At 66.9% G+C, this 26,609-nt stretch carries 20 protein-coding genes and 1 pseudogene; 11 read left to right on the forward strand and 10 right to left on the reverse strand.

Annotation, left to right across the window (positions count from 1 at the left end; genetic code table 11):
* Positions 1–52 precede the first annotated feature (52 nt).
* Positions 53–754: a hypothetical protein gene (locus tag TSH20_RS28545; protein ID WP_109156720.1), complete on the reverse strand. Its 702-nt coding sequence runs from the start codon at positions 752–754 to the stop codon at positions 53–55.
* A gap of 171 nt (positions 755–925) precedes the next feature.
* Here TSH20_RS28545 and fliG point away from each other — a divergent pair, with 171 nt between their 5' ends.
* The 6 genes from fliG (at position 926) to TSH20_RS28575 (ending at position 6,892) form a co-directional block, all read left to right on the forward strand.
* On the forward strand, positions 926–1,948 hold the full coding sequence (gene fliG, locus TSH20_RS28550) for a flagellar motor switch protein FliG (RefSeq protein ID WP_085084489.1): 1,023 nt from the start codon (positions 926–928) through the stop codon (positions 1,946–1,948).
* Between the two features lie 225 nt (positions 1,949–2,173).
* The gene (locus TSH20_RS28555) at positions 2,174–3,187 is read left to right on the forward strand and encodes a TRAP transporter substrate-binding protein (protein WP_109156721.1); all 1,014 of its coding nucleotides are present in this window, start codon (positions 2,174–2,176) and stop codon (positions 3,185–3,187) included.
* A gap of 101 nt (positions 3,188–3,288) precedes the next feature.
* On the forward strand, positions 3,289–3,798 hold the full coding sequence (locus TSH20_RS28560) for a TRAP transporter small permease (protein ID WP_109156722.1): 510 nt from the start codon (positions 3,289–3,291) through the stop codon (positions 3,796–3,798).
* A gap of 3 nt (positions 3,799–3,801) precedes the next feature.
* The gene (locus TSH20_RS28565) at positions 3,802–5,103 is read left to right on the forward strand and encodes a TRAP transporter large permease subunit (RefSeq protein ID WP_109156723.1); all 1,302 of its coding nucleotides are present in this window, start codon (positions 3,802–3,804) and stop codon (positions 5,101–5,103) included.
* Positions 5,100–5,834, forward strand: coding sequence for a 5-oxoprolinase subunit PxpB (gene pxpB, locus TSH20_RS28570; protein WP_247874546.1), 735 nt, complete (start codon positions 5,100–5,102; stop codon positions 5,832–5,834). The genes TSH20_RS28565 and pxpB overlap by 4 nt, the downstream gene beginning before the upstream one ends.
* Positions 5,831–6,892, forward strand: a complete 1,062-nt coding sequence (locus TSH20_RS28575; protein WP_247871435.1) for a biotin-dependent carboxyltransferase family protein — start codon at positions 5,831–5,833, stop codon at positions 6,890–6,892. The genes pxpB and TSH20_RS28575 overlap by 4 nt, the downstream gene beginning before the upstream one ends.
* Positions 6,893–6,928: 36 nt before the next feature.
* On the opposite strand, the gene TSH20_RS28580 is transcribed toward TSH20_RS28575, so the two are convergent.
* From TSH20_RS28580 to TSH20_RS28590, 3 genes are all read right to left on the reverse strand, one after another.
* Complete coding sequence (locus TSH20_RS28580; protein ID WP_158282076.1) at positions 6,929–8,629, reverse strand: ELWxxDGT repeat protein; 1,701 nt, start codon at positions 8,627–8,629, stop codon at positions 6,929–6,931.
* Between the two features lie 176 nt (positions 8,630–8,805).
* Positions 8,806–9,945, reverse strand: a complete 1,140-nt coding sequence (locus TSH20_RS28585; RefSeq protein ID WP_109156725.1) for a diguanylate cyclase — start codon at positions 9,943–9,945, stop codon at positions 8,806–8,808.
* Positions 9,946–10,185: 240 nt separating this feature from the next.
* A complete protein-coding gene (locus TSH20_RS28590; RefSeq protein WP_158282077.1) occupies positions 10,186–12,732 on the reverse strand; it encodes an EAL domain-containing protein in 2,547 nt (848 codons plus the stop codon).
* A 397-nt stretch (positions 12,733–13,129) separates the two neighbouring features.
* Between TSH20_RS28590 and TSH20_RS28595 the strand changes: the two genes are divergently transcribed.
* From TSH20_RS28595 to glmS, 3 genes are all read left to right on the forward strand, one after another.
* Positions 13,130–13,708, forward strand: a complete 579-nt coding sequence (locus TSH20_RS28595) for a hypothetical protein (RefSeq protein WP_247871437.1) — start codon at positions 13,130–13,132, stop codon at positions 13,706–13,708.
* An 83-nt stretch (positions 13,709–13,791) separates the two neighbouring features.
* Positions 13,792–15,144 carry a bifunctional UDP-N-acetylglucosamine diphosphorylase/glucosamine-1-phosphate N-acetyltransferase GlmU gene (gene glmU / locus TSH20_RS28600; RefSeq protein ID WP_109156727.1) on the forward strand — a complete coding sequence of 451 codons (1,353 nt, stop codon included), beginning with the start codon at positions 13,792–13,794 and terminating at the stop codon, positions 15,142–15,144.
* Between the two features lie 52 nt (positions 15,145–15,196).
* The gene (glmS, locus tag TSH20_RS28605; protein ID WP_109156728.1) at positions 15,197–17,023 is read left to right on the forward strand and encodes a glutamine--fructose-6-phosphate transaminase (isomerizing); all 1,827 of its coding nucleotides are present in this window, start codon (positions 15,197–15,199) and stop codon (positions 17,021–17,023) included.
* Between the two features lie 269 nt (positions 17,024–17,292).
* On the opposite strand, the gene TSH20_RS28610 is transcribed toward glmS, so the two are convergent.
* Together TSH20_RS28610 and ftsH are read right to left on the reverse strand one after the other, a co-directional pair.
* Positions 17,293–19,005 (reverse strand): long-chain fatty acid--CoA ligase, encoded by a 1,713-nt coding sequence (locus tag TSH20_RS28610; RefSeq protein ID WP_109156739.1) that lies wholly within the window; start codon positions 19,003–19,005, stop codon positions 17,293–17,295.
* Positions 19,006–19,137: 132 nt separating this feature from the next.
* Entirely contained in the window at positions 19,138–21,072 is a 1,935-nt protein-coding gene (gene ftsH, locus TSH20_RS28615; protein ID WP_109156729.1) for an ATP-dependent zinc metalloprotease FtsH, read from the reverse strand.
* Positions 21,073–21,250: 178 nt separating this feature from the next.
* Between ftsH and TSH20_RS28620 the strand changes: the two genes are divergently transcribed.
* On the forward strand, positions 21,251–21,736 hold the full coding sequence (locus TSH20_RS28620) for a DUF3775 domain-containing protein (protein WP_109156730.1): 486 nt from the start codon (positions 21,251–21,253) through the stop codon (positions 21,734–21,736).
* A 91-nt stretch (positions 21,737–21,827) separates the two neighbouring features.
* On the opposite strand, the gene TSH20_RS28625 is transcribed toward TSH20_RS28620, so the two are convergent.
* The 3 genes from TSH20_RS28625 to TSH20_RS28635 form a co-directional block, all read right to left on the reverse strand.
* Complete coding sequence (locus tag TSH20_RS28625) at positions 21,828–22,406, reverse strand: NAD(P)H-dependent oxidoreductase (RefSeq protein ID WP_109156731.1); 579 nt, start codon at positions 22,404–22,406, stop codon at positions 21,828–21,830.
* Entirely contained in the window at positions 22,403–24,826 is a 2,424-nt protein-coding gene (gene ppsA / locus TSH20_RS28630) for a phosphoenolpyruvate synthase (RefSeq protein WP_109156732.1), read from the reverse strand. The genes TSH20_RS28625 and ppsA overlap by 4 nt, the downstream gene beginning before the upstream one ends.
* Positions 24,827–24,916: 90 nt before the next feature.
* Complete coding sequence (locus tag TSH20_RS28635; protein ID WP_109156733.1) at positions 24,917–25,489, reverse strand: HPF/RaiA family ribosome-associated protein; 573 nt, start codon at positions 25,487–25,489, stop codon at positions 24,917–24,919.
* Between the two features lie 315 nt (positions 25,490–25,804).
* On the opposite strand from TSH20_RS28635, the gene TSH20_RS35385 reads away from it, so the two are divergent.
* On the forward strand, positions 25,805–26,047 hold the full coding sequence (locus TSH20_RS35385) for a hypothetical protein (protein ID WP_199232036.1): 243 nt from the start codon (positions 25,805–25,807) through the stop codon (positions 26,045–26,047).
* A gap of 21 nt (positions 26,048–26,068) precedes the next feature.
* On the opposite strand, the pseudogene TSH20_RS28640 reads toward TSH20_RS35385, so the two are convergent.
* Positions 26,069–26,209: pseudogene (locus tag TSH20_RS28640) on the reverse strand (IS5/IS1182 family transposase); the annotation flags it as partial.
* Positions 26,210–26,609 lie beyond the last annotated feature (400 nt).

Here is a 26,609-nt window from a genome sequence, read left to right on the forward strand (position 1 = left end):
CGTGGGTCCGGGTGAGGATCCCCTCTCCCCCCGGGGAGAGGGGGATTGCCCCCTAGCGGGAGCTGTCGCGAAGGAGATGATCCGGCTGGTTCAGCCACTCCTCCAGCTTCTGCGGCCGGCCCGCTCGGACCGGAGCCGAAACGGCGTCGGGCTCCGCGGCCGACGAGGCCTCCGCCGATTGCGGCGGGCGGTCCAGCGGGGCGCCGGCACTGACCTTGCCGCCGGCGTCGATCCGCGCCCGATAGCGGTGGCCGTCCGCCGTGACGAACTCGCCCGGCCCGGTCGGGCGGTTGCGGTGGAACCGGCCGACATATTTGTTCCCGCTGGGGAAGGTGAGCGTGCCGAAGCCGGTGCGGCGGTCGTCCTTCCACTCCCCCTCATAGACGCGCCCGTCGGGCCAGACATGGGTCGCCTGCCCCGAGACCAGACCGTCGCGGAAATTCCCGTCGAGGCGGCGTCCATCGCGCCAAGTGACGCGCGCCTGCCCTTCCAGCCGCCCGTCGACCAGCGTGCCCTCCACCTGCCCGTCATAGCGGCCGTCGTAGGACCAGCTCAGCACGCCGGGACCGCTCGCCCAGCCGTTCGGGCAGGCCCCGGACCAGCGGATGGTCTTGCGCCGGTCGGGATACTGGTCCCAGACCTGGCAGTCGGCCCCCTGAACCGTCACCGCAAGTTCCGCCAGGGCGGAGGCCGGCAGGATCGCCGACAGGACGGCCCCGAGGCAGGGCAGCAGAAGGGCGGCACGGGCGGGCATGGAGGCCACCTTTCGCGCGGGAGGTTGGGGCTGCCCCCACCAACCGCCCCACCCGGATTCGGTTCCGGCCCCGCCCTTTCGCAACGTCCCCAGCGCCTTCCTTATCGTTTGTTAACGATGTTTGCCGCAATCATCGCGCATTGTCGGAATCGCGCATCATGAAGGGTAGCAATGGCTCAGAAGGTTCGTGAGGACTACCGGACCCTCACCGGCCCGGAAAAGGCCGCCATCATGATGCTGGCATTGGGCGAGGAGCATTCGTCCAAGCTGTTCTCGCTGATGGACGACGAGGAGATCAAGGAACTGTCCCAGGTGATGGCGAACCTGGGCACGGTGTCGGCCAACCTGATCGAGCGCCTGTTCGTCGAGTTCGCCGAGCAGATGTCGTCGAGCGGCACTGTGGTCGGCTCCTTCGATTCGACCGAACGGCTGCTGCTGAAGACCCTGCCGAAGGACAAGGTCGACCAGATCATGGAGGACATCCGTGGTCCGGCCGGCCGCACCATGTGGGACAAGCTGACCAACGTGAACGAGTCGGTGCTGTCCAACTATCTGAAGAACGAGTATCCGCAGACCGTCGCCGTCGTGCTGTCCAAGATCCGCTCCGACCATGCCGGCCGCGTCCTGGCCCAGCTGCCGGAAAGCTTCGCCATGGAAGTCATCATGCGCATGCTGCGCATGGAGGCGGTGCAGAAGGAGGTCCTGGACGACGTCGAGCGCACCCTGCGCACGGAGTTCATGACCAACCTCGCCCGCACCAGCCGCCGCGACAGCCACGAGATGCTGGCGGAGATCTTCAACGGCCTGGACCGCACCACCGAGCACCGCTTCATGGCCGCCCTGGAGGAGCGCAACCGCGACAGCGCCGAGCGCATCAAGTCGCTGATGTTCACCTTCGAGGATCTGTCGAAGCTCGACCCCACCGGCGTCCAGACGATGCTGCGCACGGTCGACAAGCAGAAGCTGGGAACCGCATTGAAGGGCGCGTCGGAGTCGCTGAAGGATCTGTTCTTCTCCAACATGTCCGAGCGCGCCGCCAAGATCCTGCGCGAGGATATGGCGGCCATGGGTCCGGTGCGTGTCCGCGACGTGGACGAGGCGCAGATGTACATGGTGCAGCTGGCGAAGGACCTTGCCGCCCGCGGCGAGCTGGTCCTGGCCGAAGGCAGCGGCGAGAACGAGCTGATCTACTGACCGGCGGATGCGTTGCAGCCAATAAGCGGCGGGCAGCGCTGACTTTTTTTCCCGCATTCCTCACAGGAGGTTTGACGGAAGGTCCGGAACGGTGAACCTTTGGAGTCCGAAGCAGGGCGGGATCAGGGGGGCGGCCGGGCCGGTGATGCGGCTTCCGCTCCCGTCCGACCGGCCATAAGGCCGGCGGGTGCCGCATCGGCCAACAACAGGGAGCTTCCGAACATCATGACCGCTGACACGCTGCAATCCCGTCTCACCCGCCGGATCGCCGGTCCGGTGGTCGCCAGCCTGCTCGGCCTCGGCGTCGTCGCCGCCGGGCCGCTGGCCGCCGCGGCCGAGACCTGGGACATGCCGACCCCCTATCCGGACACGAACCTGCACACCGTGGTGGTGAAGCAGTTCGCCGACGACGTGAAGGCGGCCACCAACGGCAAGATCAGCATCACCGTCCACACCAACGGCTCGCTGATCCGCCATCCGGAGATCAAGCGCGCGGTCCAGTCCGGTCAGGCCCAGCTGGGCGAGGTGCTGATCAGCTCCTGGGCGAACGAGGATCCGCTCTACGGTCTCGATTCCGTGCCCTTCCTCGCCACCGACTTCAAGGCCGCGCACAAGCTGTACGACGTCTCCAAGCCCTTTCTGGAGAAGAAGCTGGAGCGCCAGCGCCTGAAGCTGCTCTATTCGATCCCGTGGCCGCCGCAGGGCCTGTATGTGAAGGACGAGATCCAGTCGGTCGAAGGGCTGAAGGGCCAGAAGTTCCGCGCCTACAACCCGGCCACCACCCGCATCGCCGAGCTGTCCGGCGCCATTCCGGTGAAGATCGAGGCGGCGGAGGTCGCGCAGGCCTTCGGCACCGGCATCGTCACCGCGATGATCACCTCGGCCGCCACCGGCGTCGACACCAAGGCCTGGGACTTCGTGAAGGTCTATTACGACGTCCAGGCCTGGCTGCCGCGCAACATGGTGTTCGTCAATTCCGAAGTCTGGAAGGGTCTGGACGCCAACACCCAGAAGGCGATCCAGGAGGCCGCGGCGAAGGCCGAGGCCAAGGGCTGGGCCGAGTGGGAGAAGAAGACGGCCGAGCTGAACAAGACCATGTCGGACAACGGCATGAAGGTTCTGCCACCGTCGGACAAGCTGAAGGAAGGCCTGTCCGCCATCGGCAAGACGATGACCGAGGAATGGATCAAGTCGGCCGGCGCCGACGGCGAGGCCATCATCGCGGCCTATCGCAAGTAAGGTGTTGAGTTCGGCCGGCCGCCAGCAGCGTGGGCGGCCGGCCGGGCCTCTCCATTCCTGACGCCCCTTCGTCACGACCGACCGCAGGAGGTGGTTGCGCCATGCGCACCGCACTGTCCATTCTTTACCGAACCGCCGAGATCCTGGGCGCGGTTTCGCTCGCCGCCATCGCCGTCCTGATCGTGACCCAGGTGGCGAGCCGCCTGTTCGACCGCATGGTGCCGGGCGCCGACGAGCTGGCGGGCTATTGCATGGCCGCGTCCTTCTTCCTCATGCTGGGGCCGGCGCTGCGCCGCGGCGCCCATATCCGCGTCGGCGTGCTGGTGGAGCGGCTGAACGGCACCGCCCGCCGCGTCATGGAGCTGCTGTGCCTGGGCTTCGCCACCGCGCTCAGCGCCTATTTCGCCTGGTACTGGGTGCGCATGACCTATGATTCCTACGATTTCGGCGACCTCAGCCAGGGCGTGCTGCCGATCCCGCTGTGGATCCCGCAGGCGCTGATGGCGGCGGGTCTGGTGGTGCTGGTCATCGCCCTGATCGACGACCTGCTGGCCGTGCTGCAGGGGCGCGACGCCTCCTACCAGCATGCCGGCATGCAGAGCGAGGGCTGAGCGATGGACGAGACGACCGCATCCATCGTCGTCGTGGTGACGATGTTCCTGATGCTGGGGGCCGGCGTCTGGGTGGCGCTGGCGCTGGCCGGCGTCGGCTTCGTCGCCATGGCGCTGTTCACCGCAAGGCCGGTCGGCATGGTGATGGCGACCAACGTGTGGGGCGCAAGCACCTCCTGGACGCTGACCGCCCTGCCCTTGTTCATCTGGATGGGCGAGATCCTGTTCCGCACCCGCATCTCGTCCGACATGTTCAAGGGTCTGGCGCCCTGGACCGGCTGGCTGCCCGGGCGGCTGATGCATGTGAACATCATCGGCTGCTCAATCTTCGCCGCGGTGTCCGGCTCGTCCGCCGCCACCGCCGCCACCATCGGCCGCATGACCATTCCGGAGCTGAACCGGCGCGGCTACGACCCGATGATGACCTTGGGATCGCTGGCGGGGGCCGGCACGCTGGGGCTGCTGATCCCGCCGTCGATCATCATGATCGTCTATGGCGTGGCCGCCGACGTGTCGATCGCCCGGCTGTTCATCGCCGGCGTCATTCCCGGCATCGTGCTGACCGGGCTGTTCATGCTGTATGTCGGCGGCTGGTCTCTGCTGAACCCCGGCCGGGTGCCGCCACCGGAGGCCTCGCAGAGCTTCGCCGAAAAGATCCGTGACACCGGCGCGCTGATCCCGGTCATGCTGCTGATCGCGGCGGTGCTGGGCTCCATCTATGTCGGCATCGCCACCCCGACGGAGGCGGCGGGCATCGGCGTGCTGGGCTCGCTGGTGCTGGCGCTGGTGACCGGCACGCTGAACTGGACGACCTTCCGCGACAGCCTGTTCGGCGCCGCCCACACCTCCTGCATGATCGGCTTCATCCTGGCCGGCGCGGCCTTCCTGACGGTGGCGATGGGCTATACCGGCATCCCGCGCCTGCTGGCGGAGTGGATCACCACCATGCAGCTGTCGCCGGCGGCGCTGCTGGTGGCGCTGACCGCCTTCTTCGTCGTGATGGGCTGCTTCCTCGACGGCATCTCGATGGTGGTGCTGACCACTTCGGTGATCCTGCCGATGGTGCAGCAGGCGGGGATCGACCTTCTGTGGTTCGGCATCTACATCATCATCGTGGTGGAGATGGCGCAGATCACCCCGCCGGTGGGCTTCAACCTGTTCGTGCTGCAGGCGATGACCGGCAAGGACATCTTCACCATCGGCAAGGCCAGCATGCCCTTCTTCCTGCTGATGGTGGTGATGGTGGTCCTCCTGTGGGTGTTCCCCGGGCTGGTCACCTGGCTGCCGTCGAAAATGATCGGGTGAGGAGCGACAGCGTGGAGGTCCGCTTCACCAGCGCCGGCGACACCGCCTTCAACGTCGAGTTCGGCGAGACCATCGACCGGGCGACCAACGCCCGCGTCATGGCCCTGCACGCCCGGCTGAAGGCCGCCCCGCCGCCGGGACTGGTGGAAACGGTGCCGACCTTCCGCTCGCTGCTGGTGGTCTATGATCCCGTCACCTCCAGCCGCCGCGAGATGCAGGCGGCGGTCGAGGCGGCGCTGGCCGGCAGCGACGCCGCCCCGGCGGAGGGACGGCTGTGGCGCCTGCCGGTCTGCTACGACCCCGACCTCGGCCCCGATCTGGCGGAGCTGGCGGACTCGTTGGGCCTGACGGCGGAGCGGGTGGCGGAGTTGCACGGCTCGGTCGAGTATTTCGTCTACATGCTGGGCTTCATGCCGGGCTTCGGCTACATGGGCGATCTGCCGGCCGAACTGGACCGGCCGCGCCGGACGGAGCCGCGGGTGCGGGTGCCGGCCGGCTCCGTCGCCATCGCCGGACGGCTGACCACCGTTTATCCGTGGGAGAGCCCCGGCGGCTGGCACCTGATCGGCCGCTGCCCGGTGCCGCTCTATGACGGCACCCGGCCCGACCCGGTGCTGCTGGCGGCCGGCGACCGGGTGCGCTTCGACGCGGTGGATCGCGCGGCGTTCGACGCCATCGCCGGGGCGGCAAGCGCCGGCCGCTTCGACCCGGCCAGCCTGAGGGCCGCATGATGGCCGCCTGTTTCACGGTGGTTCGGCAGGGCCTGTTCGCGACGATCCAGGATTTGGGCCGCTTCGGCTTCCAGGAGCTGGGCATACCGGTGGCCGGGGCGCTCGACCCGGTGGCGCTGCGGCTGGCCAATGCGCTGGTCGGGAATCCCCAGGGAACCGCCGGGCTGGAGATTGCCCTGCTCGGCCCTGCCCTGCGGGTGGATGCGCCCACCGTCCGCATCGCCGCCGTCGGACCTCTGGCCTTGACGCTGGAGCGCGAGGGAGATGCCCCGCAGCCGCTCGCCCCGCACCGCAGCCACACCCTGCGGCAGGACGACGTTCTGCGGCTGGGCGCGGTGGACGGCACTTCCGTCGCCTATGTGGCGGTGGCCGGCGGCTTCGCGCTGGCGCCGGTGATGGGCAGCCTGTCCACCTATGTGCGCGCCGGCATCGGTCCGCTCGGCGGACGGCCGCTGGCCGAGGGCGAGCGGTTGCCACTGGTCTGCGACAGCGCCCCTGACGGTTCCGATGTCGAATTGCCGCAGCCGCCCGATTATGGCGCCGGCCCGCTGCGGGCCGTTTTGGGGCCGCAGGAGGATCGCTTCACCGAAGCCGCGGTGGAGATCTTCCTGTCGGCGACCTACCGCGTCGGCAAACAGGCCGACCGCATGGGACTGCGGCTGGAGGGGCCGGCGCTGGCGCATCGGGGAAGCGCCGACATTCCGTCCGACGGGCTGGTCACCGGCTCCATTCAGGTGCCGGGCAACGGCCAGCCGATCCTGCTGCTGAACGACCACCAGACGGCCGGCGGCTATGCCAAGATCGCCACGGTGATCTCCGCCGACCTGCCCCGCGCCGGCCGCCTGCGCCCCGGCGACAGCCTGTCCTTCCAGGCGGTGACGGTGGAGGAGGCCGAAGCGATCCGCCGCCGCCAGGAACAGGCGATCGCCGGCTGGATCCGAGCCATCCGCCCGGTGCGCCCCACCGGCGGCATCGACCTGGAGGCGCTCTATGCCGAGAACCTGATCTCCGGCACCGTCGACATCGTGAACGGCGGCAGCGACATTCCCCTGCTGTGACGCCCCCTGCTGTGATGGGCACCCGCCGGAAACGGGTCAGACACCGACGATCTGCAAGCCGCCGCTGGGCAGGGTGAAGGTCTGCGAACCGGCGAGTTCCCTCACCACGCCACTGTCCACATCCATGCGGAACAGGGCTCCGGCCTGGGTGGAGTCCGTCGCGCTGAAATACAGCTGGTCGCCGACCGCATCCACGCTGGTGGGCTGCGTCCAGCTGGTGCGGTGGGCCTTGTCGGTGACCATCCGCGTGCCGGCCTCGGTGCCGTTGGTTCTCCACAGTGCGTTGCCATGCACGCCGTCATCCGCGGTGAAGAAAAGCCTGTGATCGGCGACGGTCAGGTTTCCGATGGCGGCGCTGGCGCTGCCGGGCGCGATGTCCTTGACCATGTGCGTTCCCTGCTCCGTCCCGTCCGAGATCCAGAGTTCGTAGCCGCTCTGCTCGGTGCGGGCGTTGAAGACGACCTCGTCGCCGACGGCAAGGAACTGGTTGGGACCGGAAAGGCCAGACGTTGGGAACGGCTTGACTAGGACCGTGCCCGTCGGCGTACCGTCGCTCTTCCACAGATCATTGCCACTGTTGAAGAACAGCGTATCTCCCGCGGCGACCAGAGACACCGTGCGCCCGATCCTCACATTCTCACCGAGACCTTCGCGCAGCTTGACCGTGCCCTCCTCCGTCCCGTCGGTCACCCACAACTGGCTGTAGGAGCCGGTGCCATCCCACGCCGTCAGGAACAGCCGATCGTCGACCGCCGTGAAATGGTTGGGAAAAATCGGCAACGGGACCGGGATCGGCGGATCGACCGCTCCGGGATAGAAGTCCTTCACCAGCACCGTTCCAGCCGCCGTTCCATCGGAGCGCCACAGCGCGATGCCGTGATCGCTGTCGGTGGCGGAGAAGAACAGCTCGTCCCCCACCGCCGTCAGATTGCCCGGAGAGGAACCGGCCGAGTTGGCGCCGATATCCTTGACCATGTGCGTCCCGGCGGCGGTGCCGTTGCTGACCCACAATTCCGACCCATGCTGGCCGTCGTCGGCCCGGAAGAACAGCTTGCCGTCCGCAACGGTCAGCGCCGTCGGCGACGAGCCCGTCGCCCCCGGATTGATGTCGGCCACCATGCGGGTCCCGCCCGGTGTTCCGTCGGTCGTCCACACTTCGCGGCCATGCACCCCGTCATCCGCGCTGAAATACACACGCTTACCCAACCGGACCAAGTCCCGCGGGTCCGACGAGGCCGTACCCGGAGCGATGTCCCGCAGAAGGAAAGTCCGGTGGCCGTCGGTTCCCCACAGCTCATCGCCATGACCGGTGTCCACGGCCGCGAAGACGGCATCGGCCCTGACATGGCTGGTCTTGAGCAGCAGATTGTCGGCGCTCAGGTCGTCCCGTGTCAGCCCCATCAGCTTGACCCCGTCGCGTGGCCCGAAATCGAGGACCAGCCCGTCGCGATCCTGATGGGAATGGGCCAGCACATCCTCCAGGCTGCCGATGCCGCCCCAGCCCTGCAGGTCCAGCAGGTCGCCGCCCGCACCGCCCTGGAAATCGCCGATGCAGTCCCACCCGTCACCGGGCTTGAGGACGAAGCGGTCACTGCCGCCGTCGCCTTCCATGTAGTCGTTGCCGCGATTGCCGGTGATGGTGTCGTCGCCGCTGCCGCCGAACAGAAGATCGCGATGCGGGCCGCCCGTGATCCGCCGACCGGACACGCCGTGATTCTGCGCCTGATCCCACGCCATGACCGCACCCTCCCAATGGTGCCGACGCGGATGGCATCGGCAGGGTGTCTATATTATACGGCTCTCATATGTGTATTCCGCATGTGCACGCAGCCAGTGATCCATCGCTCCGCGCCGCTACCCCGGTTCGGCCGGGGACATCCCACCATCGTCCGAAAGAAAGTACGGCGGATGCTTCACTCCGCGGCCGGCGCCGGCTCCCTCACGCCGCTTTCGCGATGGCGGCAGACCCGGTCCCGGCCGCCCTGCTTGGCGCGGTAGAGCGCCATGTCGGCCGCCTTGATCATGGCGTCGGCCCGGCCGATGTCGGGGGTCAGGGTCGACAGGCCGATGCTGACGGTCACATGCAGGATCGTGCCGTCTTGCGGAATGCTCATGTCGCGGACGGCGCAGCGCAGGCGTTCGGCGAGTTGGAAGGCTCCATCGCCCGGCGCATTGGGCAGCAGGATGGCGAACTCCTCGCCGCCGAAACGGGCGACGAGATCGCTCTGCCGCACGCTGCACTGGAGCAGACGGCTGAGCGCCACCAGCACGGCGTCGCCGGCATCGTGCCCGCGGCTGTCGTTGACGTCCTTGAAATGGTCGATGTCGAGCATCAGGAGCGACACCGGCGTGTCGTGGCGCAGCGCGCTGGCCACGGCCCGGTCGATGAAAGCGAAGAAGGCCCGGCGGTTGGCCAGTCCGGTCAGCGGATCGCTCAGTGCCGCGTTGCGCAGCACATGCTCGGTGTCGACGCGGCGGCGTTCACGCGCCAGCATTGTGCCGAGCAGCAGGATGCCCGCCATCGTGAACAGGGCGACGGGAATCCCACCTTCGATGAAGACCGGCAGCGCGACCTCCCACGGCAGCACGAAGATGCTGAGGGGGTGGAAGGACGCAACCGGGCCGAGGATGAGCAGCGGTCTGGTGTTTCGCCACTCCGCATCCGGCACCAGCCGCCGGAGCAGCAGACCGACGGAACCGGCCACCAGGATCCCGATCACCCCCGGAAGCGTCCCGGCGCCGCCGATCGCGATGCGGACCGCCGACACGATCCCGGCGGCGAGCACGGCGGCCAGCGGTCCACCGAAGGGAGCGGCCAGCGCGACCGGCACCGCCTTCACGTCCAGAAAAACGCCGGGGGAGACGGGAACCGATTGCAGCATGGCGGCCACCCCGCCGATGCCGAACAGCAGCCCCAGGCAAAGCTGCCGGACCCGGGGCCGTTCCTCCATCCGATACAGGATCGTCCCGTAAACGAGCGTCACCAGCGCCAGCAGCCCGACACCGCCCGCGAGTGCCGTTGCGATCGTCGTCGTGGCGCTGGGTTCCTCCACCTGCCGCTCCCCTACGAACCGCCGGGTTGCCGACCTTCAGGCATCCATCTTCGTGTAAATATTCTAATATGCTTAGTGCGGACATCCTAGTGCGATGCAGAGGGTTTGCCGCAAATGCGGCGCATTGTCCGGGACGTGCCGGACCGGAACCGGTTTTCGGGCACCGCCTCCCCGCCGATAAGCCGAAGACGCCCGACGGAGTGATGCGTATTGCGCGAAAAGCAGGCCGATCGCGGCTCGTCAGCTCTCCTCATCACCGACAGGACACAGCGACTCGCCTCTCCCGCCCGCGGAAGCCGCCGCCACCGGGCCGAACGCCGGATTGAACGCTTCTGCCGGAATGGGCCGACCGAGGAACGCCCCCTGCGCGAAGCCGCAGCGGACCTCTTCGGCCAGGAGCTGCAGCTCTCCCGTCTCGACCCCTTCGGCGATCACCGTCAGGTTCATGCTGCGGGCCAGTGCCACGATGGCGCGCACCGTCTCCTGGTTGGCGGGATTGCGGATCATGTCCAGCAGGATGCCCTGGTCGATCTTCAGGAATTCCACCGGAAGCCGCCTCAGATGGCCGAGCGACGCATAGCCGGTGCCGAAGCCGCCGACGGAGAAGGTGACGCCCAGCGTCCTGAGCGACTGCATGGTCCGCGTCATCTCCGCCGACGGCGCCAGCATGGCGGCCTCCGGCAGTTCCAGGATCAGCCGGTCCGGCAACGCGCCATGACGGGCGAGGCAGCCGGTGACCTGATCGCCGAAGCCGGAATGCTTGAGCTGCAGGGTGGACACCGGCACGGTCAGCCGCAGCCCGGCGGCGCCACGGTCGCGCCAGCCCGCCAGTTGCCGGCAGCCGGCATCGAGAAGCCATGCGCCGATCTGCAGGATCAGCCCGTTCGCCTCGGCCAGATGCAGGAAGTCGGTGGGGAGCAGCAGGCCGCGGTCGGGGTGGTTCCAGCGCACCTCCGCCTGCGCGCCGGCCAGCAGGCCGCTGCCGACCTCCACCACCGGCTGGAGGAACAGCGCCAGCTGGCCCTTGGCCACCGCGTCGTGCAGCAGGTTCTCCATCTGCAAATGGTCGAGCGCGTCGGCGTCCATCGCCGGATCGTAGAAGGTCCAGTTGGCCGTCCCCTGCCGCTTGGCCTGATACATGGCGACATCGGCGTTCTTCACCAGCAGTTCGGGGTCGGTCCCCTGTTCCGGCGCGAAGGTGACGCCGATGCTGGCCGAGATGTGCAGGGTCTGGCCGGCGATGTGGAAGGGTTCGCCCAGGCATTCGAGCAGGCGGCGGGCCACCGTCTCCGCCTCCGCCCGGTCGCCGACCTGCGACAGGATGACGGTGAACTCGTCGCCGCCGATCCGGGCGATGGTCTCCGACCCGCGGACGCAAGCCGCCATCCGGTGCGCCGCCTCGCGCAGAAGCACGTCGCCGGTCTGGTGGCCCAACGTGTCGTTGACCCATTTGAAGCGGTTCAGGTCGATGAACAGCAGCGCCATGCAGGTCCGGTCGCGCGCCGCCCGCCGCAGCGCCTGTCGCAGCCTGTCATAGAACAGCGGCCGGTTGGGCAGCCCGGTCAGTGCATCGTAATTGGCCTGATGGCGGATCGTCTCCTCCGCCCGGCGGCGCGAGGTGACGTCCTGGATGGCGGTGATCAGCCCCAGCACGAGGCCGCCGGCATCATGGAAGGGTTCCCCGACCTCCTGAAGGTCCAGATGGTCGCCGCCGGGCCGGGCGACGCGGTATTCGATGTCGAACCGCGCGTTCTCGGCCCACGCCCGGCGATAGGCGTCCTGCACGTCCGGCCGCTGTTCCGGCACCACCCGGTCCAGAAGCTGCCCGACGGTGAGCCGTTCGGCCCCGCCGCCCGAGCCGGTCGGGTTCAGGCCATTCGGGTCCACGCCGACCAGTTCGCGGAAATTGGCCGAGACCTCCAGCAGGTCGTTGGGCAGATGGACGGTGTAGGCCAGCTTTGCGACCCGCTGCGCCTGGGCCAGCCGGGCCTCGCTGAGGCGCAGCGGCTCCTGCCGCTTCAACCGTTGCAGCACGCGCTGAAACAGGAACAGCAGGGCCAGCAGCGCCAGGGCGAAGCCGCCGGCATAGGGCGCCGTCTCGCGGACAAGGGTATGGCCGGGCTGCTCCGGCGTCCAGGTCAGCACGCCGAACCGCTGTCCGGCGATGCTCTCCAGCGGCAGGCTGACGACATCCATCAGAGCAGGTCCGTCGGCCGCGGCCACGCGCAGATCGGCGATCCGGCGCGAGCTTGCGAGTTTCGCCAGCTCCGAGTCGAGCCTGGTCAGGAAGACCTGGACCGGCAGTTCGGGATTCGGCGGCAGGGGATCGTGCCCGTATTCGTACTCGATCACCCGCGCGCCGAAGACGAAGGGGATCTGCCCGATATGGACGATGCCGCTGACCGGCTTTCCGAAGGCGCGCGCCGCCACCAGAACCGGCCGCAGATCGGCGGCCTCGCTGGTCGCCGCGTCCATGTCATCGCGCAGGGCGCCGTCCTTCGACGCATAGATCAGCCCGTCACGGCCATTCCAGGCATAGGAGCGGTCGAGCCCCCACAGCCGCTCCGCATAGGGGCCGACATTGGCGTTGGCCCAGACGGGGTCGTAACCGACGACCAGATGGTCGACGGCGTCGTTCCACAGGCTGTATTCCTCGGCCTTCTTTCCCATCGCGGCGCCGAGGTCCGCGACCGCGTCGGCGATCTCGCCCTTCGTCCGCTCCGCCGTGGCCATATCGATCCGACGTGCCGTCTCCAGCGCCATAAACAGCACGAACGCAATGGTCATCACAACCATGGCGACAAAAAGCAGGCCGGCCACGTTAAGGCGACGGGCATCACCCGTGGTGTTATCGAAGTTTCCTGGAGGGCGGGCGGAGATCATCGCAGCGGTTACCAAATTCCCGACATTGCAATTATTCTACCCCGGCCTCCGTTAATTTTCCGCTTATGAGAACAGCTCGCAACGCAAGCACACCAATCTTTTGTTTACGCCGAGCAGCCCATGGCCGGAGTCCCGCCAGTCTTTCGTCGATTTTCGTCGATACAGACAAACCGCAATTGAAAAAGCGATCCGGCAGCTGGACCGGGCGGGCGGTTTCGCCTTCGCCCACGTCAAGGAGCCTATGCGCCGGGCCATGGTTCTGGCGCTCTACACCGGCCGGAGGTCATCGGACCTCATCAGGATGCGGTGGGATGATTATGACGGCCCTGCGATCCAGGTTACCCAGGAAAAGACCGGTAGCCGGCTGTGGGTACCGTGTCACGCGGACCTAAAGGTCGAGTTGACGGAGTGGAAGAGAAACGCTACCTCCGTAACAATACTGATCAACCCCGCCTCCGGACAGCCCTGGAACAGAATAGGATTTTCCAACGCCCTATGTTTGGCAATCAAAGCTCATCCGGAGGTGAAGGGTTACGTTTTCCATGGCTTGCGGAAATCCTCTGCCTCGCTGCCGGCACAGACCGGCTGTTCGGCTCTGGAGATCGCGGCCATCACCGGGCACATGTCACTGAAAAATCGCGAAATCTACACACGTCGGGCGGACCGGCGACAAAGGGCGAACGCCGCCATCGCGAAGCTGAAAGATCACCGGCGGGAAACGCAGAAAAATTGGGCAGGCAACCCGTTGGAAACATTTATTTATTGCAGATTGAAACAAAAGTTGACTTGGGCTTCCCCGGCGTGCTGTGGCACACCACTCTCGGAATTGCCGATGGTGCGGCGCCCACTCCGGAAGAAGCGTCGTCCTTTCCGGCAGTGATGTCTTAACCTTTCCCGGCTCAAGTACGACGCCATTTGCGACCGGTTTCCCCCTCCACACAAGGCTCGACCAGGAACACCACCATGGCCCATCGTCCGCTCGCCTGCGTGATCCTCGCCGCCGGCAAGGGCACGCGCATGAAATCCGATCTGCCCAAGGTGCTGCACCGGGTTGCCGGCCGGCCGATGGTCGGGCATGTGCTGGCCGCGGTGAAGACGCTCGACCCCGACCATGTGGTGGTCGTGGTCGGCCCCGGCATGGACAGCGTGGCCGCCGCCGTCGCCCCCTACCCCACTGCTGTCCAGCATGAGCAGCGCGGCACCGCCGACGCCGTGCGCGCCGCCTTCGGCCTGCTGGAGGGCTTCACCGGCGACGTCATCGTCCTGTACGGCGACACGCCGCTGGTCACGCCGGACACGCTGCGCGCGCTGGTGCAGGCGCGCCGGCAGGCGAGCGACCCGGCGGTGGTGGTGCTGGGCATGCGCCCCGACGATCCCGGCGCCTATGGCCGGCTGATCCTGAACGCCCGCGGCGGGCTGGAGAAGATCGTCGAATATCTCGACGCCAGCGAGGAGGAGCGCGCGGTCACCCTGTGCAACGCCGGCCTGATGGCGTTCGACGGCGCCCGCATGTTCGACCTGATCGGCAGCGTCGGCAACGACAACGCCAAGTCCGAATATTACCTGACCGATGTCGTCCAGATCGCGCGGCGCGCCGGCATGGCCTGCGCCGTGGTGGAGGCCGCCCCGGCCGAGGTCGTCGGCGTCAACTCCCGCGCCGAGCTGGCGGAGGTGGAGAAGCTGCTGCAGCGCCGCCTGCGCAAGGCCGCGATGGACAACGGCGCCACCCTGATCGATCCCGACAGCACCTTCCTCAGCGTCGACACCAGGCTCGGCCGCGACGTGGTGGTCGGTCCCGGCTGCTTCTTCGGCGCCGGCGTGACGGTCGGCGACCGGGTGGAGATCAAGCCCTACTGCCATCTGGAAGGCGTGCGCATCGACAGCGGCGCCGTCATCGGCCCCTACGCCCGTCTGCGTCCGGGTGCGGAGATCGGCCCGGACGTCCACATCGGCAACTTCGTCGAGGTGAAGAACGCGGTGATCGAAGCCGGGGCCAAGGCCAACCACCTGACTTACATCGGCGACGCCCGCGTTGGCGCCAAGGCCAACATCGGCGCCGGCACCATCACCTGCAACTACGACGGTTTCACCAAGAGCCGGACGGACATCGGAGCCGGGGCCTTCATCGGCTCCAACAGTGCGCTGGTCGCCCCGGTCGTCATCGGCGACGGCGCCATCGTCGGCGCCGGCAGCGTGGTGACGATGGCGGTGGAGGCCGACGCCCTGGCGGTCGCCCGCGGCAGCCAGAAGCTGTACGCCGGCTGGGCAAAGCGCTTCCGCGAACGGAAGCAAAACGAGAAAGCGAAAAAGGCGTAAGGTCGGTTCGGGTCTTCTCTCCGGTCGGCATCTATTCAGGAGCATCAGGTCCATGTGCGGCATCATCGGCATCAACGGCATTCACGACGCGTCCCCCCGGCTGGTGGAAGGCCTGCGCCGGCTGGAATACCGCGGCTATGACAGCGCGGGCGTCGCCACCCTGGTGAACGGCCACATCGAGCGCCGCCGCGCCGAGGGCAAGCTGGCCAACCTGGACATGAAGCTGCGCGACCAGCCGCTGTCCGGCACGGTCGGCATCGGCCACACCCGCTGGGCCACCCATGGCGGGCCGACGGAAAACAACGCCCATCCGCACGCCACCAAGCGCGTCGCCGTCGTCCACAACGGCATCATCGAGAACTATCAGGAGCTGAAGGACGAGCTGACCGGCCACGGCTATGTCTTCGAAAGCGCCACCGACACCGAGGTGATCGTCCACCTCGTCACCTATTACCTGGACCAGCACGGCATGACGCCGGTCCAGGCGTCGGCCGCCGCCTTCAAGCGTTTCACCGGCGCCTTCGCCCTGGTGCTGATCTTCGCCGGCGAGCATGAGCTGATGATCGGCGCCCGCCACGGCACGCCGCTGGCCGTCGGCTATGGCGAGGGCGAGATGTATCTGGCCTCCGACGCCTTCGCCCTGGCGCCGCTGACCAACCGCATCTGCTATCTGGAGGACGGCGACTGGGTCGAGGTCAGCCGCACCGCCGCCATCGTCCACGACGCCACCGATGCGGTGGTCGAACGGCCGGTGAAGACCACCGCGGTGTCCGGCGCCCTGATCGGCAAGGACGGCTACCGCCACTATATGCTCAAGGAAATCTACGAGCAGCCGCAGGTCATCGGCGACACGCTGAACGCCTACATCAACCCGGAAACCGGCACCTTCTCCCTACCGGACTTCCCCTTCGATCTGGCCGGCGCCAGCAAGCTGACCATTGTCGCCTGCGGCACCGCCTATTACGCCGGTTTCGTCGCCAAATACTGGTTCGAAACGCTGGCCCGCATCCCGGTCGAGGTCGACATCGCCTCGGAGTTCCGCTATCGCGAGGCGCCGCTGCCGCCGGGCGGCATCGCACTGTTCATCTCGCAGTCGGGCGAGACGCTGGATACGCTGGAAGCGCTGCGTTACTGCAAGCGCCAGGGCCAGAAGATCCTGTCGATCGTCAACGCCCCGGAAAGCACCATCGCGCGGGAATCCGACGCCGTGCTCTACACCATGGCGGGTCCGGAGATCGGCGTCGCCTCGACCAAGGCCTTCACCACCCAGCTGACGACGCTGGCCTGCCTTGCCGTCACCGTCGGCCGCGCCCGCGGCGCCATCGACCAGGAGCGGATGCAGCAGATCGCCCACGCCCTGCGCGAGGTCCCGGCCCGCGCCGCCGACGTGCTGGCCCATGACGAGCGGCTGAAGGAGCTGGCGCAGGAGGTGTCGGAGGCCCGCGACGTGCTCTATCTCGGCCGCGGCGCCATGTACCCGCTGGCCCTGGAAGGGGCGCTGAAGCTGAAGGAAATCAGCTACATCCACGCCGAAGGCTACGCCGCCGGCGAATTGAAGCACGGCCCCATCGCGCTGATCGACGACAATGTGCCGGTGATCGTGCTGGTGCCGTCCGACGCCCTGTTCGAGAAGGTGGTGTCGAACGTGCAGGAGGTCTGCGCCCGCTCCGGCAAGGTCCTGCTGCTGGCCGACCGGAAGGGCATCGACAAGCTGAAGGACAAGGTCCGCTGGTCGGTCGAACTCCCCGCCTGCGACCCGCTGGTGGCGCCGCTGCTGTACGCCATTCCGGTGCAGCTACTGGCCTATCACACCGCGGTGCTTAAGGGGACTGATGTCGATCAGCCGCGGAATTTGGCAAAGAGCGTGACTGTGGAGTAAGAGACCGCTTGAAAAGAATTGGTATGTGCGCAGAGAATAGAGTCTCACACTGAAGAATAAACGGTCATACTGGACAACAAAGCCTCATACTGAATGACCTTGCACCTTCCGGGGATTCGGCACGCCATCGAAAAAGGCAGCCGCATCCCGGAGGTGTCATGGCTCGCCGCCGTTAAGCATTAGACCAGGACAGGAAGGCGGCGTGACTCAACAGAAACAGTCACCGGAAAATCCGGAGCGGTTTACTGTGTCCCTCGTTCCATGCCGGTTCACAGGTCGGGCTGCTCGGTTGCGCTGCGCAGATCGCGTTTCAGGATCTTGCCGATGATCGACGTGGGCAGGGCCGATCGGAACTCGATCGTCGACGGTCGTTCAAAACGGGACAGGCGGGGAACGAGGAAGCTGTGCAGGTCCTCCGCCGACAGCCCGGCGCCGGCCTTCGCGACGACGAACGCCTTGACCGTCTGGCCGCGTACCGGATCGGGTTCGCCGATCACGGCGACATCGCTCACCGCCGGGTGTTCGCGGATCGCGGCTTCGACCACGCGCGGATACACATGCTGCCCGCCGGCAATGATGAGATCCTTCAGCCGGTCGACGATGTGGAGATAGCCGTCCTCGTCGAGAAAGCCGATGTCGCCCGTGTGGAGATGTCCACCGGCCATCGCCTTTGCGGTCGCTTCGTCGTCGCTCCAATAGCCGGCCATGAGCTGGGGGCCGCTGACACACACCTCCCCCACCCTGCCCACCGGTTGGGGCGTCGTGCCGTCTTCAACGGACACGATCTCGACGATGGTCCCCGGCAGGGGCAGCCCGGCCGAACCGGGCTTGGTGGCGCCTTCGTAGGGGGTGCAGGTGACGACGGGGGATGCCTCCGTCAGGCCGTACCCCTCGACCAGCCTGCTGCCGGTCATCGCCTGGAAGCGCTCCTGCAGCAGCGGCGGCAGGCTATCGCCGCCGGAGATGCACAGCCGCAGCGACGACAGATCATGGAGGGCTGCGGTGGGGCAGTCGATCAGCGCCTGGAAAAGCCGGGGAACGCCGGTCATCATGGTCGGGCGCTTGCTCTGGATGGTGGCAAGAATCTCCCGCACGTCGATCCGCGGCAGCAACACCAGCTCGGCGCCGAGCGCGATGCCGAAGTTCATCACCGCGGTCATGCCGAAGACATGGAACAGCGGCAACACGGCAAGGAGGCGCTCCTGTTCCACCGCGCTTCCGGTGAGCCAGTCCCGGCACTGGCAGGCATTCACAAAGAGGCCGGCATGGGTGAGGACGGTCCCCTTGGGCACTCCGGTGGTGCCGCCGGTGTATTGGATGACGGCCGGCGCATGCTGCGGATCGATACCGACCGGAACACAGCGGCCGTCATTGTCGAGCAGGCTGGAAAAGGAGAGATGGCGTCCGTCATCCGGAAAGTCGGCGACGTCCCCCCGGTGCAACAGGGGATACAGCCAGTTCTTCGGGAAGGGCAGGCTTTCCGCCAGGGAGGCGACGATGATCCGGCGCAGCCGGCCCGGCCATCCCACCGCCGACAGGGCGGCCTGGAACCTTGGCAGGTCGAGGGTTATCAGGATTTCGGCGGCGGAGTCGGCGATCTGCCGCTGAAGCTCCAACTCTGCATTCAGCGGGTTGGCGTTCACCACCGTGCCGCCAGCCTTGAGGATGGCATAGAAGGCGATGATGAAATAGGGACAGTTGGGCAGCAGAAGCATGACCCGTGTTCCCTCGCCGACACCCAGCTCCTGCAGCCCCTTGGCGGTCCTTTCGACCAGATCGAGGGTTTCACCGAAGGAATGGCGCCGCCCGAGGAAATCCATGCAGGGCCGGTCCCGGTGGGTCGCGGCCGCCTCCTCGAGCAGTGCAGGCAGGGGCCGCGCCGGCGGCGGGCGGCGCCAGTCCAATCCGGGAGGATAGTTGCGCTCCCAGGGGTAGGTGACCCCCTGGGCGCCTGCCGTGGCGTCGGCGATGGACCTGATCATGACGTCGGTTCCGATCACGGGTATGCCGGACACAGTCTATCGGACCTGCCGGGACCACCTCTTGATGCAGGTTAAAGCCGTTGCCTTGTCGCCATTCCCTGAAGGATGGATGATGCCGACCGGCGCGAAGTCTCACTGCGTGCCGAGAATGCACCGCGGGGCTTCGGCAAAAGCCTTCGACTCATCCGGCACAGTCTCCGCGCTCTGTTTGCTTTCTTCTTCAGGGTCTTGTTCCGTGCCCTCCGATTCCGGCAGCGGCTTCGGCAGTTCGTCCGCGGTCAGGGTTTCACGCTCCAGCAGGCTTCTTGCCCCTTGCTCCAGCATGGCGTGGTTCCTGCGCAAGATGTCCGATGCCCGCGATGCGGCGGCCTCGACCAGGGTGCGGACCGCCGCGTCGATGCGGCTGGCCGACGCTTCGCCGTAATGCCGGGGTTGCCAGAAGGCGCCCTGGGGTTGACCGAGAAGATGGCCCGGCTCGGTGTCGTAGCAGACCGCCCCCAGCGTTTCGTCCATGCCGTACCGCATCACCATGCCCCTGGCGATGTCAGTGACCTTCGCCAGATCGTCGGCTCCGCCCGTCGATACCTCGCCGAACACGATCTGCTCCGCTGCCCGGCCGGCCATCAGGACGGTCATCTTGTCTTCCAACTCGTGGCGGCCCATCAGGAAGCGATCCTCCGTCGGGCGCTGGATGGTGTAGCCGAGCGCCCCGATGCCGCGCGGAATGATCGATACCTTCTGGACAGGATCGGTGCCCGGGATCGCCATGGCGACCAGGGCGTGTCCCATCTCGTGGTGGGCGACGATGGATCGTTCGTGCAGGCTGAGAATGCGGGATTTCTTCTCCAATCCGGCGACGATCCGTTCGATGGCGGCCTCGAAATCCTCCGTCGACACGGCGTCGGCGTCCCGCCTCGTGGCGATCATCGCCGCCTCGTTGACCAGATTGGCCAGGTCGGCACCGGTGAAGCCCGGGGTCAGAGCCGCCAAGTTGGCGAGGTCCACATCCGGGCCGAGAGGGACCCGTCTGGTGTGGATCGCGAGGATTTGCGCACGTCCGGATTTTTCCGGCCGATCCACCAGGATCTGCCGGTCGAACCGCCCCGCGCGGAGCAGGGCCGGATCAAGGATTTCCGGGCGGTTGGTTGCCGCCAGCAAAACCAGACCGGCACTGGGGTCGAAGCCGTCCAGTTCGGCGAGAAGCTGGTTGAGCGTCTGTTCCTTCTCGTCGTGGCCGCCCAGCATCGGCAGGGATCCGCGTGCGCGGCCGAGCGCGTCGAGTTCATCGATGAAAATGATGGCCGGCGTTCGCTCCCGTGCGAGCGTGAACAGGTCCCGCACCCGCGCGGCCCCGACCCCGACGAACATCTCGACGAATTCCGATCCGTTGGTCGAAATGAAGGGAACCTTGGCTTCGCCGGCGACCGCCCTGGCCAGCAGCGTCTTGCCGGTTCCAGGCGGACCGACCAGCAGAATCCCCTTGGGCACATGGGCGCCAAGGCGCGAAAACTCCTTCGGATTCTGCAGGAACTCCACGACCTCCCGCAGTTCCTCCTTCGCCTCGTCGACACCGGCGACATCATCGAACCTGATGGAGACATCGGTCTCGGCGAACAGCTTGGCCTTGCTGCGGCCTATCGACAGCAGGCCTCCGCCCGCCCGCATGCCGGACATCCCGGCCAGACTCCACACGGCGAACAGGATCAGGAGCCAGCCGAACCAACTGACGATGCCTGATGCCCAACTTGACCCGCTGATGCCGCTGAAGGGGATGTGACGGGCCGAGAGGTCGCGGGCGATGTCGGGCGCGACACGGACGGTCTCGAATGTCCGCGACCCGTTGGGCAGAGGTTCGTTCAGCGTACCGGTCAGGGTGGTTTCGCCGACCATGACCTGCTCGATCTTGCCGCGATCCAGCAGATCCTGGAACTGGCTGTAGGGTATCGTTTGCGCCTGATGAACGCCGGGGAGCGCCCACAGCAGGAACAGCCCGACCCCGATCGACAGGGCAAGGGCAAGCCACAACAGCAGGTCGGCGCCGCGGTCGCTGTCCTTCTTGTCGTCCATGACACCTCCCGCTGCGGTCTGAACCGCCCGCATCCCCTGAAGGCTGCAGGGGCGTCCGCGTCCTGTCCTTTACTCAGGTTAAGGCCGGCATGGTGAAGCCGTGGATCAATGGCGGCATTCTCCCGATGCGGTTGCACGGATACCGTTCAGGGAGTCCGCCAAAGGAGTCCGGACCGCCATGGCCAAACCTGCTCCTCCCCAGCCAGCCCCGTCCGCCGAACCCCCGTCCGTCGAACCCCCATCCGTCGAACCGGTGTCCGAGTTGAACGTCGGATTGCAGAAGCTGTGCTTTCTGATCGTCAAGGCCCGCGAATTCGACGCCAAGGTGGAACCGTCCGATCTGGATGAGGGCTCCAACCCGAGCGACGACGGGATGCGGGCGGTGCTGGAGGATTACGCCGACGATCCGACCCTGGCGGAACTGAAGGACGCCATCGACGGTCTCGACGACGACGAGGTGGTCGATGTGATCGCGCTGGTCTGGCTGGGGCGCGGCGATTTCTCGGCGAACGAATGGGCCGAGGCGCAGGCGCTGGCCCGGGAACGCCATACCGCCCGTTCCGCGGATTACCTCATCGGCATCCCCAACCTGGGAGACTGCCTGGAGGAGGGTGCCGCCCAGCTCGGTTTTTCCTGCGAGGAATTCGAAATCAACCGGCTTTAGGACGGATCGGCGGCGGAATGATTGAGGCGCGGCTTCGGCATCCGTCGCGGTCCGGTGGGGCCAAGCGGCGGGGCCGGGCCGCATGCCCCATTCAGAAATGGTTGCGCGCGGCCGCGCGGATGCGGCGGATGTCGTCGTCGACCTGTGCGGGCGTGGTGTGCGGCCCCAGATCGTCGAAATGCAGATGCTCGACCACCCTGATGCCGCACAGTCCCATGATCGCAACGTCCTGTGTCACCGTGAAGGCCTGCCTCTCCCCGGTCGCCTCCAGAAAGGCCATCGGGGCTCCGGAACTCGTGACGATCAGCCCCTTGCGCCCATGGAGTTTGCCCTCGACCTCCTCGCCCCGCATTTCCCAGGCAAATCCGTAACTGAAGACACGGTCCACATAGCCTTTCAGCATCGCCGGCATGCCGGCCCACCAGATCGGAAACACGAAGGAAACCGCCTGGGATGCCGTGATGAGGTCCTGCTCGCGCTGGATGTCTTCGGGTACCGGCCCCGTGCCGGCCAGTTCCTCCTCCGAAAGGACCGGGTTGAAGTCCATGGCGTAAAGGTCGCGCACGGTGACCGCGTGCCCACATTGCTCCAACTCGTCCACATAGGCGCCCACCGCCTGCCGGATGAAGCTGCCGGAGCGCGGATGCGCGAAAACGACGACGTGCTTCATGACACTCCTCCCGTTCCGGGCTCGCGCGGCGCGCGGCCGAGTTTCTGTTCCAGTTCCACGACCGCGCGCAACGTCCTGAGCACGCTGTCCGGCGTCAGGCTGATGGAGTCGATGCCGAGGCGCACCAGGAATTCGGCGATCTCCGGATAGTCCGAGGGCGCCTGTCCGCAGATGCCGCAGGGCCGGCCATTGCGCCGCGCGCCCTCCACGGCCTGGCGCAGGAAGGCCAGCACGCCGGGATCGCGCTCGTCGAAATCGAAGGCGACCAGCGGGCTGTCGCGGTCCACCCCGAGCGTGAGTTGCGTCAGGTCGTTCGACCCGATGGAAAAACCGTCGAATCGTTGGGCGAACTCATCCACCAGCAGCACGTTGTTGGGGATTTCACACATCACGTAGACCTGGAGGCCGTCACGCCCGCGCTCCAACCCGTGGCGCGCCATGGCGGCGATCACCCGATCGGCTTCCTCCAGACGGCGGCAGAAGGGCACCATCACCTTCACGTTGGTCAGCCCCATCTCGCCACGCACGCGGGCAAGCGCCCGACATTCCAGCGCAAAGCCTTCCTCGTAAGCCGGGTGGGCGTAACGCGCAGCCCCCCGGAAGCCCAGCATCGGGTTCTCCTCGACCGGCTCGAACCATCTCCCGCCGAGCAGGGAAGCGTATTCGTTCGTCTTGAAATCGGACAGCCGGACGATCACCGGGCGCGGGAAGAAAGCCGCCGCGATGGTGCCGACCCCCTCCGACAGGCGCTCCACGAAATAGGCGCTGCCGTCCGGGTGGTTGCGGGTCAGGTGGGCGATGCGGGCCCGCACGTCGGCGTCCTCGACACGCTCGGGGTGGACGAGCGCCATCGGATGGACCTTGATGGCCTCGTTGACGATGAACTCCATGCGCGCCAGCCCGACACCGTCCACCGGCAGCCGGCCGGTCTGGAAGGCCTGATCGGGATTGCCGAGGTTCACCATGATGCGCGTCTGCGGCCGCGGCAGCCGGCCAAGATCCAGGCGCTCCACCCGGAACGGAACGGCGCCGTCATAGACCTTGCCGGTTTCACCCTCCGCGCAGGAGACGGTCACCGTCTGCCCATCACGCAGGGCCTCCGTCGCGCGTTCGGCTCCGACCACGGCTGGAATGCCCAGTTCGCGGGCGACGATGGCGGCATGGCAGGTCCGGCCTCCCCGGTTGGTAACGATGGCGGCGGCCGTCTTCATCACCGGCTCCCAATCCGGCGTCGTGGTGTCGGCCACCAGAACCTCGCCCGGACGGAAGGCCGACAGATGGTGGGCGTCGGTCACCACGCGCACCGTCCCGGTGGCCATGCGTCCGCCGACGGCGCGTCCCGACGCGAGCACGGTCCCCTTCGCCTTTGGAACGAAGCTCTCCAGTTCCAGCGCCGTCCGCTGGGAGGCGACCGTCTCCGGCCGGGCCTGGACGATGTAGAGGCCGCCGTCCAGTCCGTCCTTGGCCCATTCGATGTCCATGGGTTGGCCGTAGTGATCCTCGATCCGGATGGCGTATCCGGCAAGCCGCAGCACCTCCTCGTCGGTCAGGCAGAAGCGCTCCCGGTCGGCGTCGGGGGTGGGGACGGTCCGCGTCGGCTCGCGCGTGCGGCCAGGCCGGTAAACCATCTTCACCTGCTTCTCGCCCAACCGCCGCTGAAGCACCGCGCGGTGGCCCTGCCGGAAGGTCGCCTTGTGCACATAGAACTCGTCGGGATCGACCGCCCCCTGGACGACCGTTTCCCCCAGCCCATAGGCGCCGGTGATGAACACGGCGTCGCGGAATCCCGATTCCGTATCCAGCGTGAACATCACCCCGGCCGAGGCGAGGTCGGAACGCACCATTTTCTGCACGCCAACCGACAGTGCGACCTTGAAGTGGTCGAAGCCCTGGTCGATTCGGTAGGAGATGGCCCGGTCGGTGAACAGCGAGGCGTGGCAGCGCCGCACCGCGTCGAGCAGCATGGCCTCTCCGGACACATTCAGATAGGTCTCGTGCTGCCCGGCGAAACTGGCGGTCGGCAGGTCTTCCGCGGTGGCGGAACTGCGGACTGCGACGGTCAGGCCCTCCCCGTACTCGGCCAGCAGGGCGCGGAAGGCCGTGCGGATTTGCGCCTCCATCGCCGGCGTGAGGCCGGCCGAGTAGACGATGTCGCGCGCACGGGCTCCGGCGCTCGCAAGCCGGGCCACGTCGTTCTTATCCAGCCCGTCGAGCAGCGCGTGGAGGTCCTCCCACGCCTTGGCCGCGGTCAGCGCATCGCGGAAGGCCGCCGCGGTCAGGGCGAATCCGTCCGGCACCTCGACCCCCAGCGGCTTCAGGTGCCGGTACAGCTCACCGAGGGAGGCGTTCTTGCCGCCCACCAGGGCCACGTCGTCGCGGCCGAGGTCGGAGAACCAGCGGATGTATGTGGCGTCCGGCATATCCGGCCTCCTTGTTCCGGCCTCCATGTCCCAAAGGCGCTGCATGGCCGGGTGGCGGTTTCGCCTCGTGCTCGCGGGCGTGACGGGTCGCTAGCCGACGACATGATGCTTGCCGACCGGGGTGACTGTGGTCGCCTGCGGCCCTTGGGCGCTTTCCTTTTCGGCGATGCTCAGGCGGACCTCCTGGTCAACCTTCAAGGCGTCGAAGGATCCGTCCGCCACGCTGTTGCGGTGGAAATAGACCTCCTGCCCGTCCGTCGTTTCGATGAAACCGTAGCCGTCTCCGGCGAACAGGCGGACCACGCGGCCGTGCAAGGGAACCACATGCGTCTTCACGTCCGCCCGGCGGCGGCGCGCGTAATCCTCCAACTCCCGGCGGGCCGCGTCGAACGCATCGCGCACGGCGACTCTCGGATTTTCGTGAGCATGGTCCTCGGGCCTGGCGTGACGCACGGCCAGCTTTTCCCCCGGCACGGTCAGGTCGATCCGGACCGCATAGAGCTTGCCCTGATGCTGGTGCCGGTGCGGCGCGTCGATGGTCACATGGCACGCCATGATGTGGTCGAAGAACCGCTCCAGCTTGGCGGCGTGCTCCCGCACGACCGTCTCCAGGGCGGGCGACGGTTCCAGATTGTCGAAGGTGATCTGCACCGGGAATTGCATGGCATTCCTCCTGTCGGTTGCCACCTGTCAGCGGCCGTGCACCACCCGTGAGTTCGGCGTTCGCCAGGGCGTGCCGGGCAGGGCGTGCCGGCCAGGGCGTGCCGGCGAGCGGCGCGTTCCACGACCATCCCCTCGACCGTAACGAGCAGACCAGCCACCTGGGATGCACAGCGCGCTGGCAACCATTCTGGCGGCTCCAGGAGTCCCGGCGTTAACCTGGATCAAGCGGCGACCCGAAGTCTTGCGGTCTAATGATCCGAGCCAACACTCCCGCAGCCAGCCATCCAGGAGGAAGTCGCCATGGAACCCTCAGGCATGAAGCCTCTGAGCCAGCGGCTTACTTCCGAGGACATCGTGGAGACGGTCGGCCGGATCGACGATGCCAGCATTGCCGCCATTCTGGAAACCGGAGCGAGCCGTGAGGAACTGCTCCAGGCATTTGCCTGGTTCTCCCAGGAGAGCGATACGATGGGAGAGGCGCGCCATGCACTGTCCGGCCGTGTCGAACAGGTGTACTGCATCCTGATTGGCGACAGCGAGTTCCCGGACCCGCGATAGCGGCCGGCCGTTCGCCGTCGCAAGGGCTGTCGCCACTTCCAAGCCGGCGCGGCGCCGGGAAAAGATTGTGTGATCGGGAACCGGAGGATCCGGGCCGGGCAGGCGCATGAGCGAGCCCGGCAAATCCTCAGTCTGACGCCGTGGGCAGCCGAAGGCGAGGCGCGGCTTCGGCAGGCGGCTTCCATACCCTCTCCCCTTCCCGACCGCCACCAGCCAGAAATTTCTGCACCTACTTTGTAAATTCCTATCATCTTGGGTAGAGCACGATCCATTCTGTATAGGGCATCGCATATTTGATTCAGATCAACTCTCCCATCCCCTCCGGAGCGCAAGTTCTGTATACTTAGTGAGTTTTCCAATCTCCGCCGTCGTTCCGTGACGGTTCTGTGGAGACGAACCATGTCTTCATCGCATGGCTTTTCGAACAGTGAAGCGCTGTACGCGGAACTCTTGAGTTTTTCTGTTGCAGCACTCGCAACCGGTTCGCACAGCGATCACGCTCTCCTGCTGCTGCACGAACGCTACCGGGAATCCGAGGACGGGGAAACCGCCCGGCGGAAGT

It is taken from the genome of Azospirillum sp. TSH20, assembly GCF_003115935.1.
In the GTDB taxonomy this organism is placed as follows: domain Bacteria; phylum Pseudomonadota; class Alphaproteobacteria; order Azospirillales; family Azospirillaceae; genus Azospirillum.

What these genes read in the sequence shown, in the direction of transcription:
- TSH20_RS28620 (WP_109156730.1), top strand. Translation starts at nt 21,251, where the DNA reads ATGGCCAAACCTGCTCCTCCCCAGCCAGCCCCGTCCGCCGAACCCCCG.
- TSH20_RS28560 (WP_109156722.1), top strand. Translation starts at nt 3,289, where the DNA reads ATGCGCACCGCACTGTCCATTCTTTACCGAACCGCCGAGATCCTGGGC.
- TSH20_RS28565 (WP_109156723.1), top strand. Translation starts at nt 3,802, where the DNA reads ATGGACGAGACGACCGCATCCATCGTCGTCGTGGTGACGATGTTCCTG.
- glmS (WP_109156728.1), top strand. Translation starts at nt 15,197, where the DNA reads ATGTGCGGCATCATCGGCATCAACGGCATTCACGACGCGTCCCCCCGG.
- TSH20_RS28635 (WP_109156733.1), bottom strand. Translation starts at nt 25,489, where the DNA reads ATGCAATTCCCGGTGCAGATCACCTTCGACAATCTGGAACCGTCGCCC.
- TSH20_RS28595 (WP_247871437.1), top strand. Translation starts at nt 13,130, where the DNA reads ATGCGGTGGGATGATTATGACGGCCCTGCGATCCAGGTTACCCAGGAA.
- TSH20_RS28555 (WP_109156721.1), top strand. Translation starts at nt 2,174, where the DNA reads ATGACCGCTGACACGCTGCAATCCCGTCTCACCCGCCGGATCGCCGGT.
- TSH20_RS28575 (WP_247871435.1), top strand. Translation starts at nt 5,831, where the DNA reads ATGATGGCCGCCTGTTTCACGGTGGTTCGGCAGGGCCTGTTCGCGACG.
- fliG (WP_085084489.1), top strand. Translation starts at nt 926, where the DNA reads ATGGCTCAGAAGGTTCGTGAGGACTACCGGACCCTCACCGGCCCGGAA.
- ftsH (WP_109156729.1), bottom strand. Translation starts at nt 21,072, where the DNA reads ATGGACGACAAGAAGGACAGCGACCGCGGCGCCGACCTGCTGTTGTGG.
- TSH20_RS28625 (WP_109156731.1), bottom strand. Translation starts at nt 22,406, where the DNA reads ATGAAGCACGTCGTCGTTTTCGCGCATCCGCGCTCCGGCAGCTTCATC.
- TSH20_RS28580 (WP_158282076.1), bottom strand. Translation starts at nt 8,629, where the DNA reads ATGGCGTGGGATCAGGCGCAGAATCACGGCGTGTCCGGTCGGCGGATC.
- TSH20_RS28545 (WP_109156720.1), bottom strand. Translation starts at nt 754, where the DNA reads ATGCCCGCCCGTGCCGCCCTTCTGCTGCCCTGCCTCGGGGCCGTCCTG.
- glmU (WP_109156727.1), top strand. Translation starts at nt 13,792, where the DNA reads ATGGCCCATCGTCCGCTCGCCTGCGTGATCCTCGCCGCCGGCAAGGGC.
- TSH20_RS35385 (WP_199232036.1), top strand. Translation starts at nt 25,805, where the DNA reads ATGAAGCCTCTGAGCCAGCGGCTTACTTCCGAGGACATCGTGGAGACG.
- TSH20_RS28590 (WP_158282077.1), bottom strand. Translation starts at nt 12,732, where the DNA reads ATGACCATTGCGTTCGTGCTGTTTATGGCGCTGGAGACGGCACGTCGG.
- ppsA (WP_109156732.1), bottom strand. Translation starts at nt 24,826, where the DNA reads ATGCCGGACGCCACATACATCCGCTGGTTCTCCGACCTCGGCCGCGAC.
- TSH20_RS28610 (WP_109156739.1), bottom strand. Translation starts at nt 19,005, where the DNA reads ATGATCAGGTCCATCGCCGACGCCACGGCAGGCGCCCAGGGGGTCACC.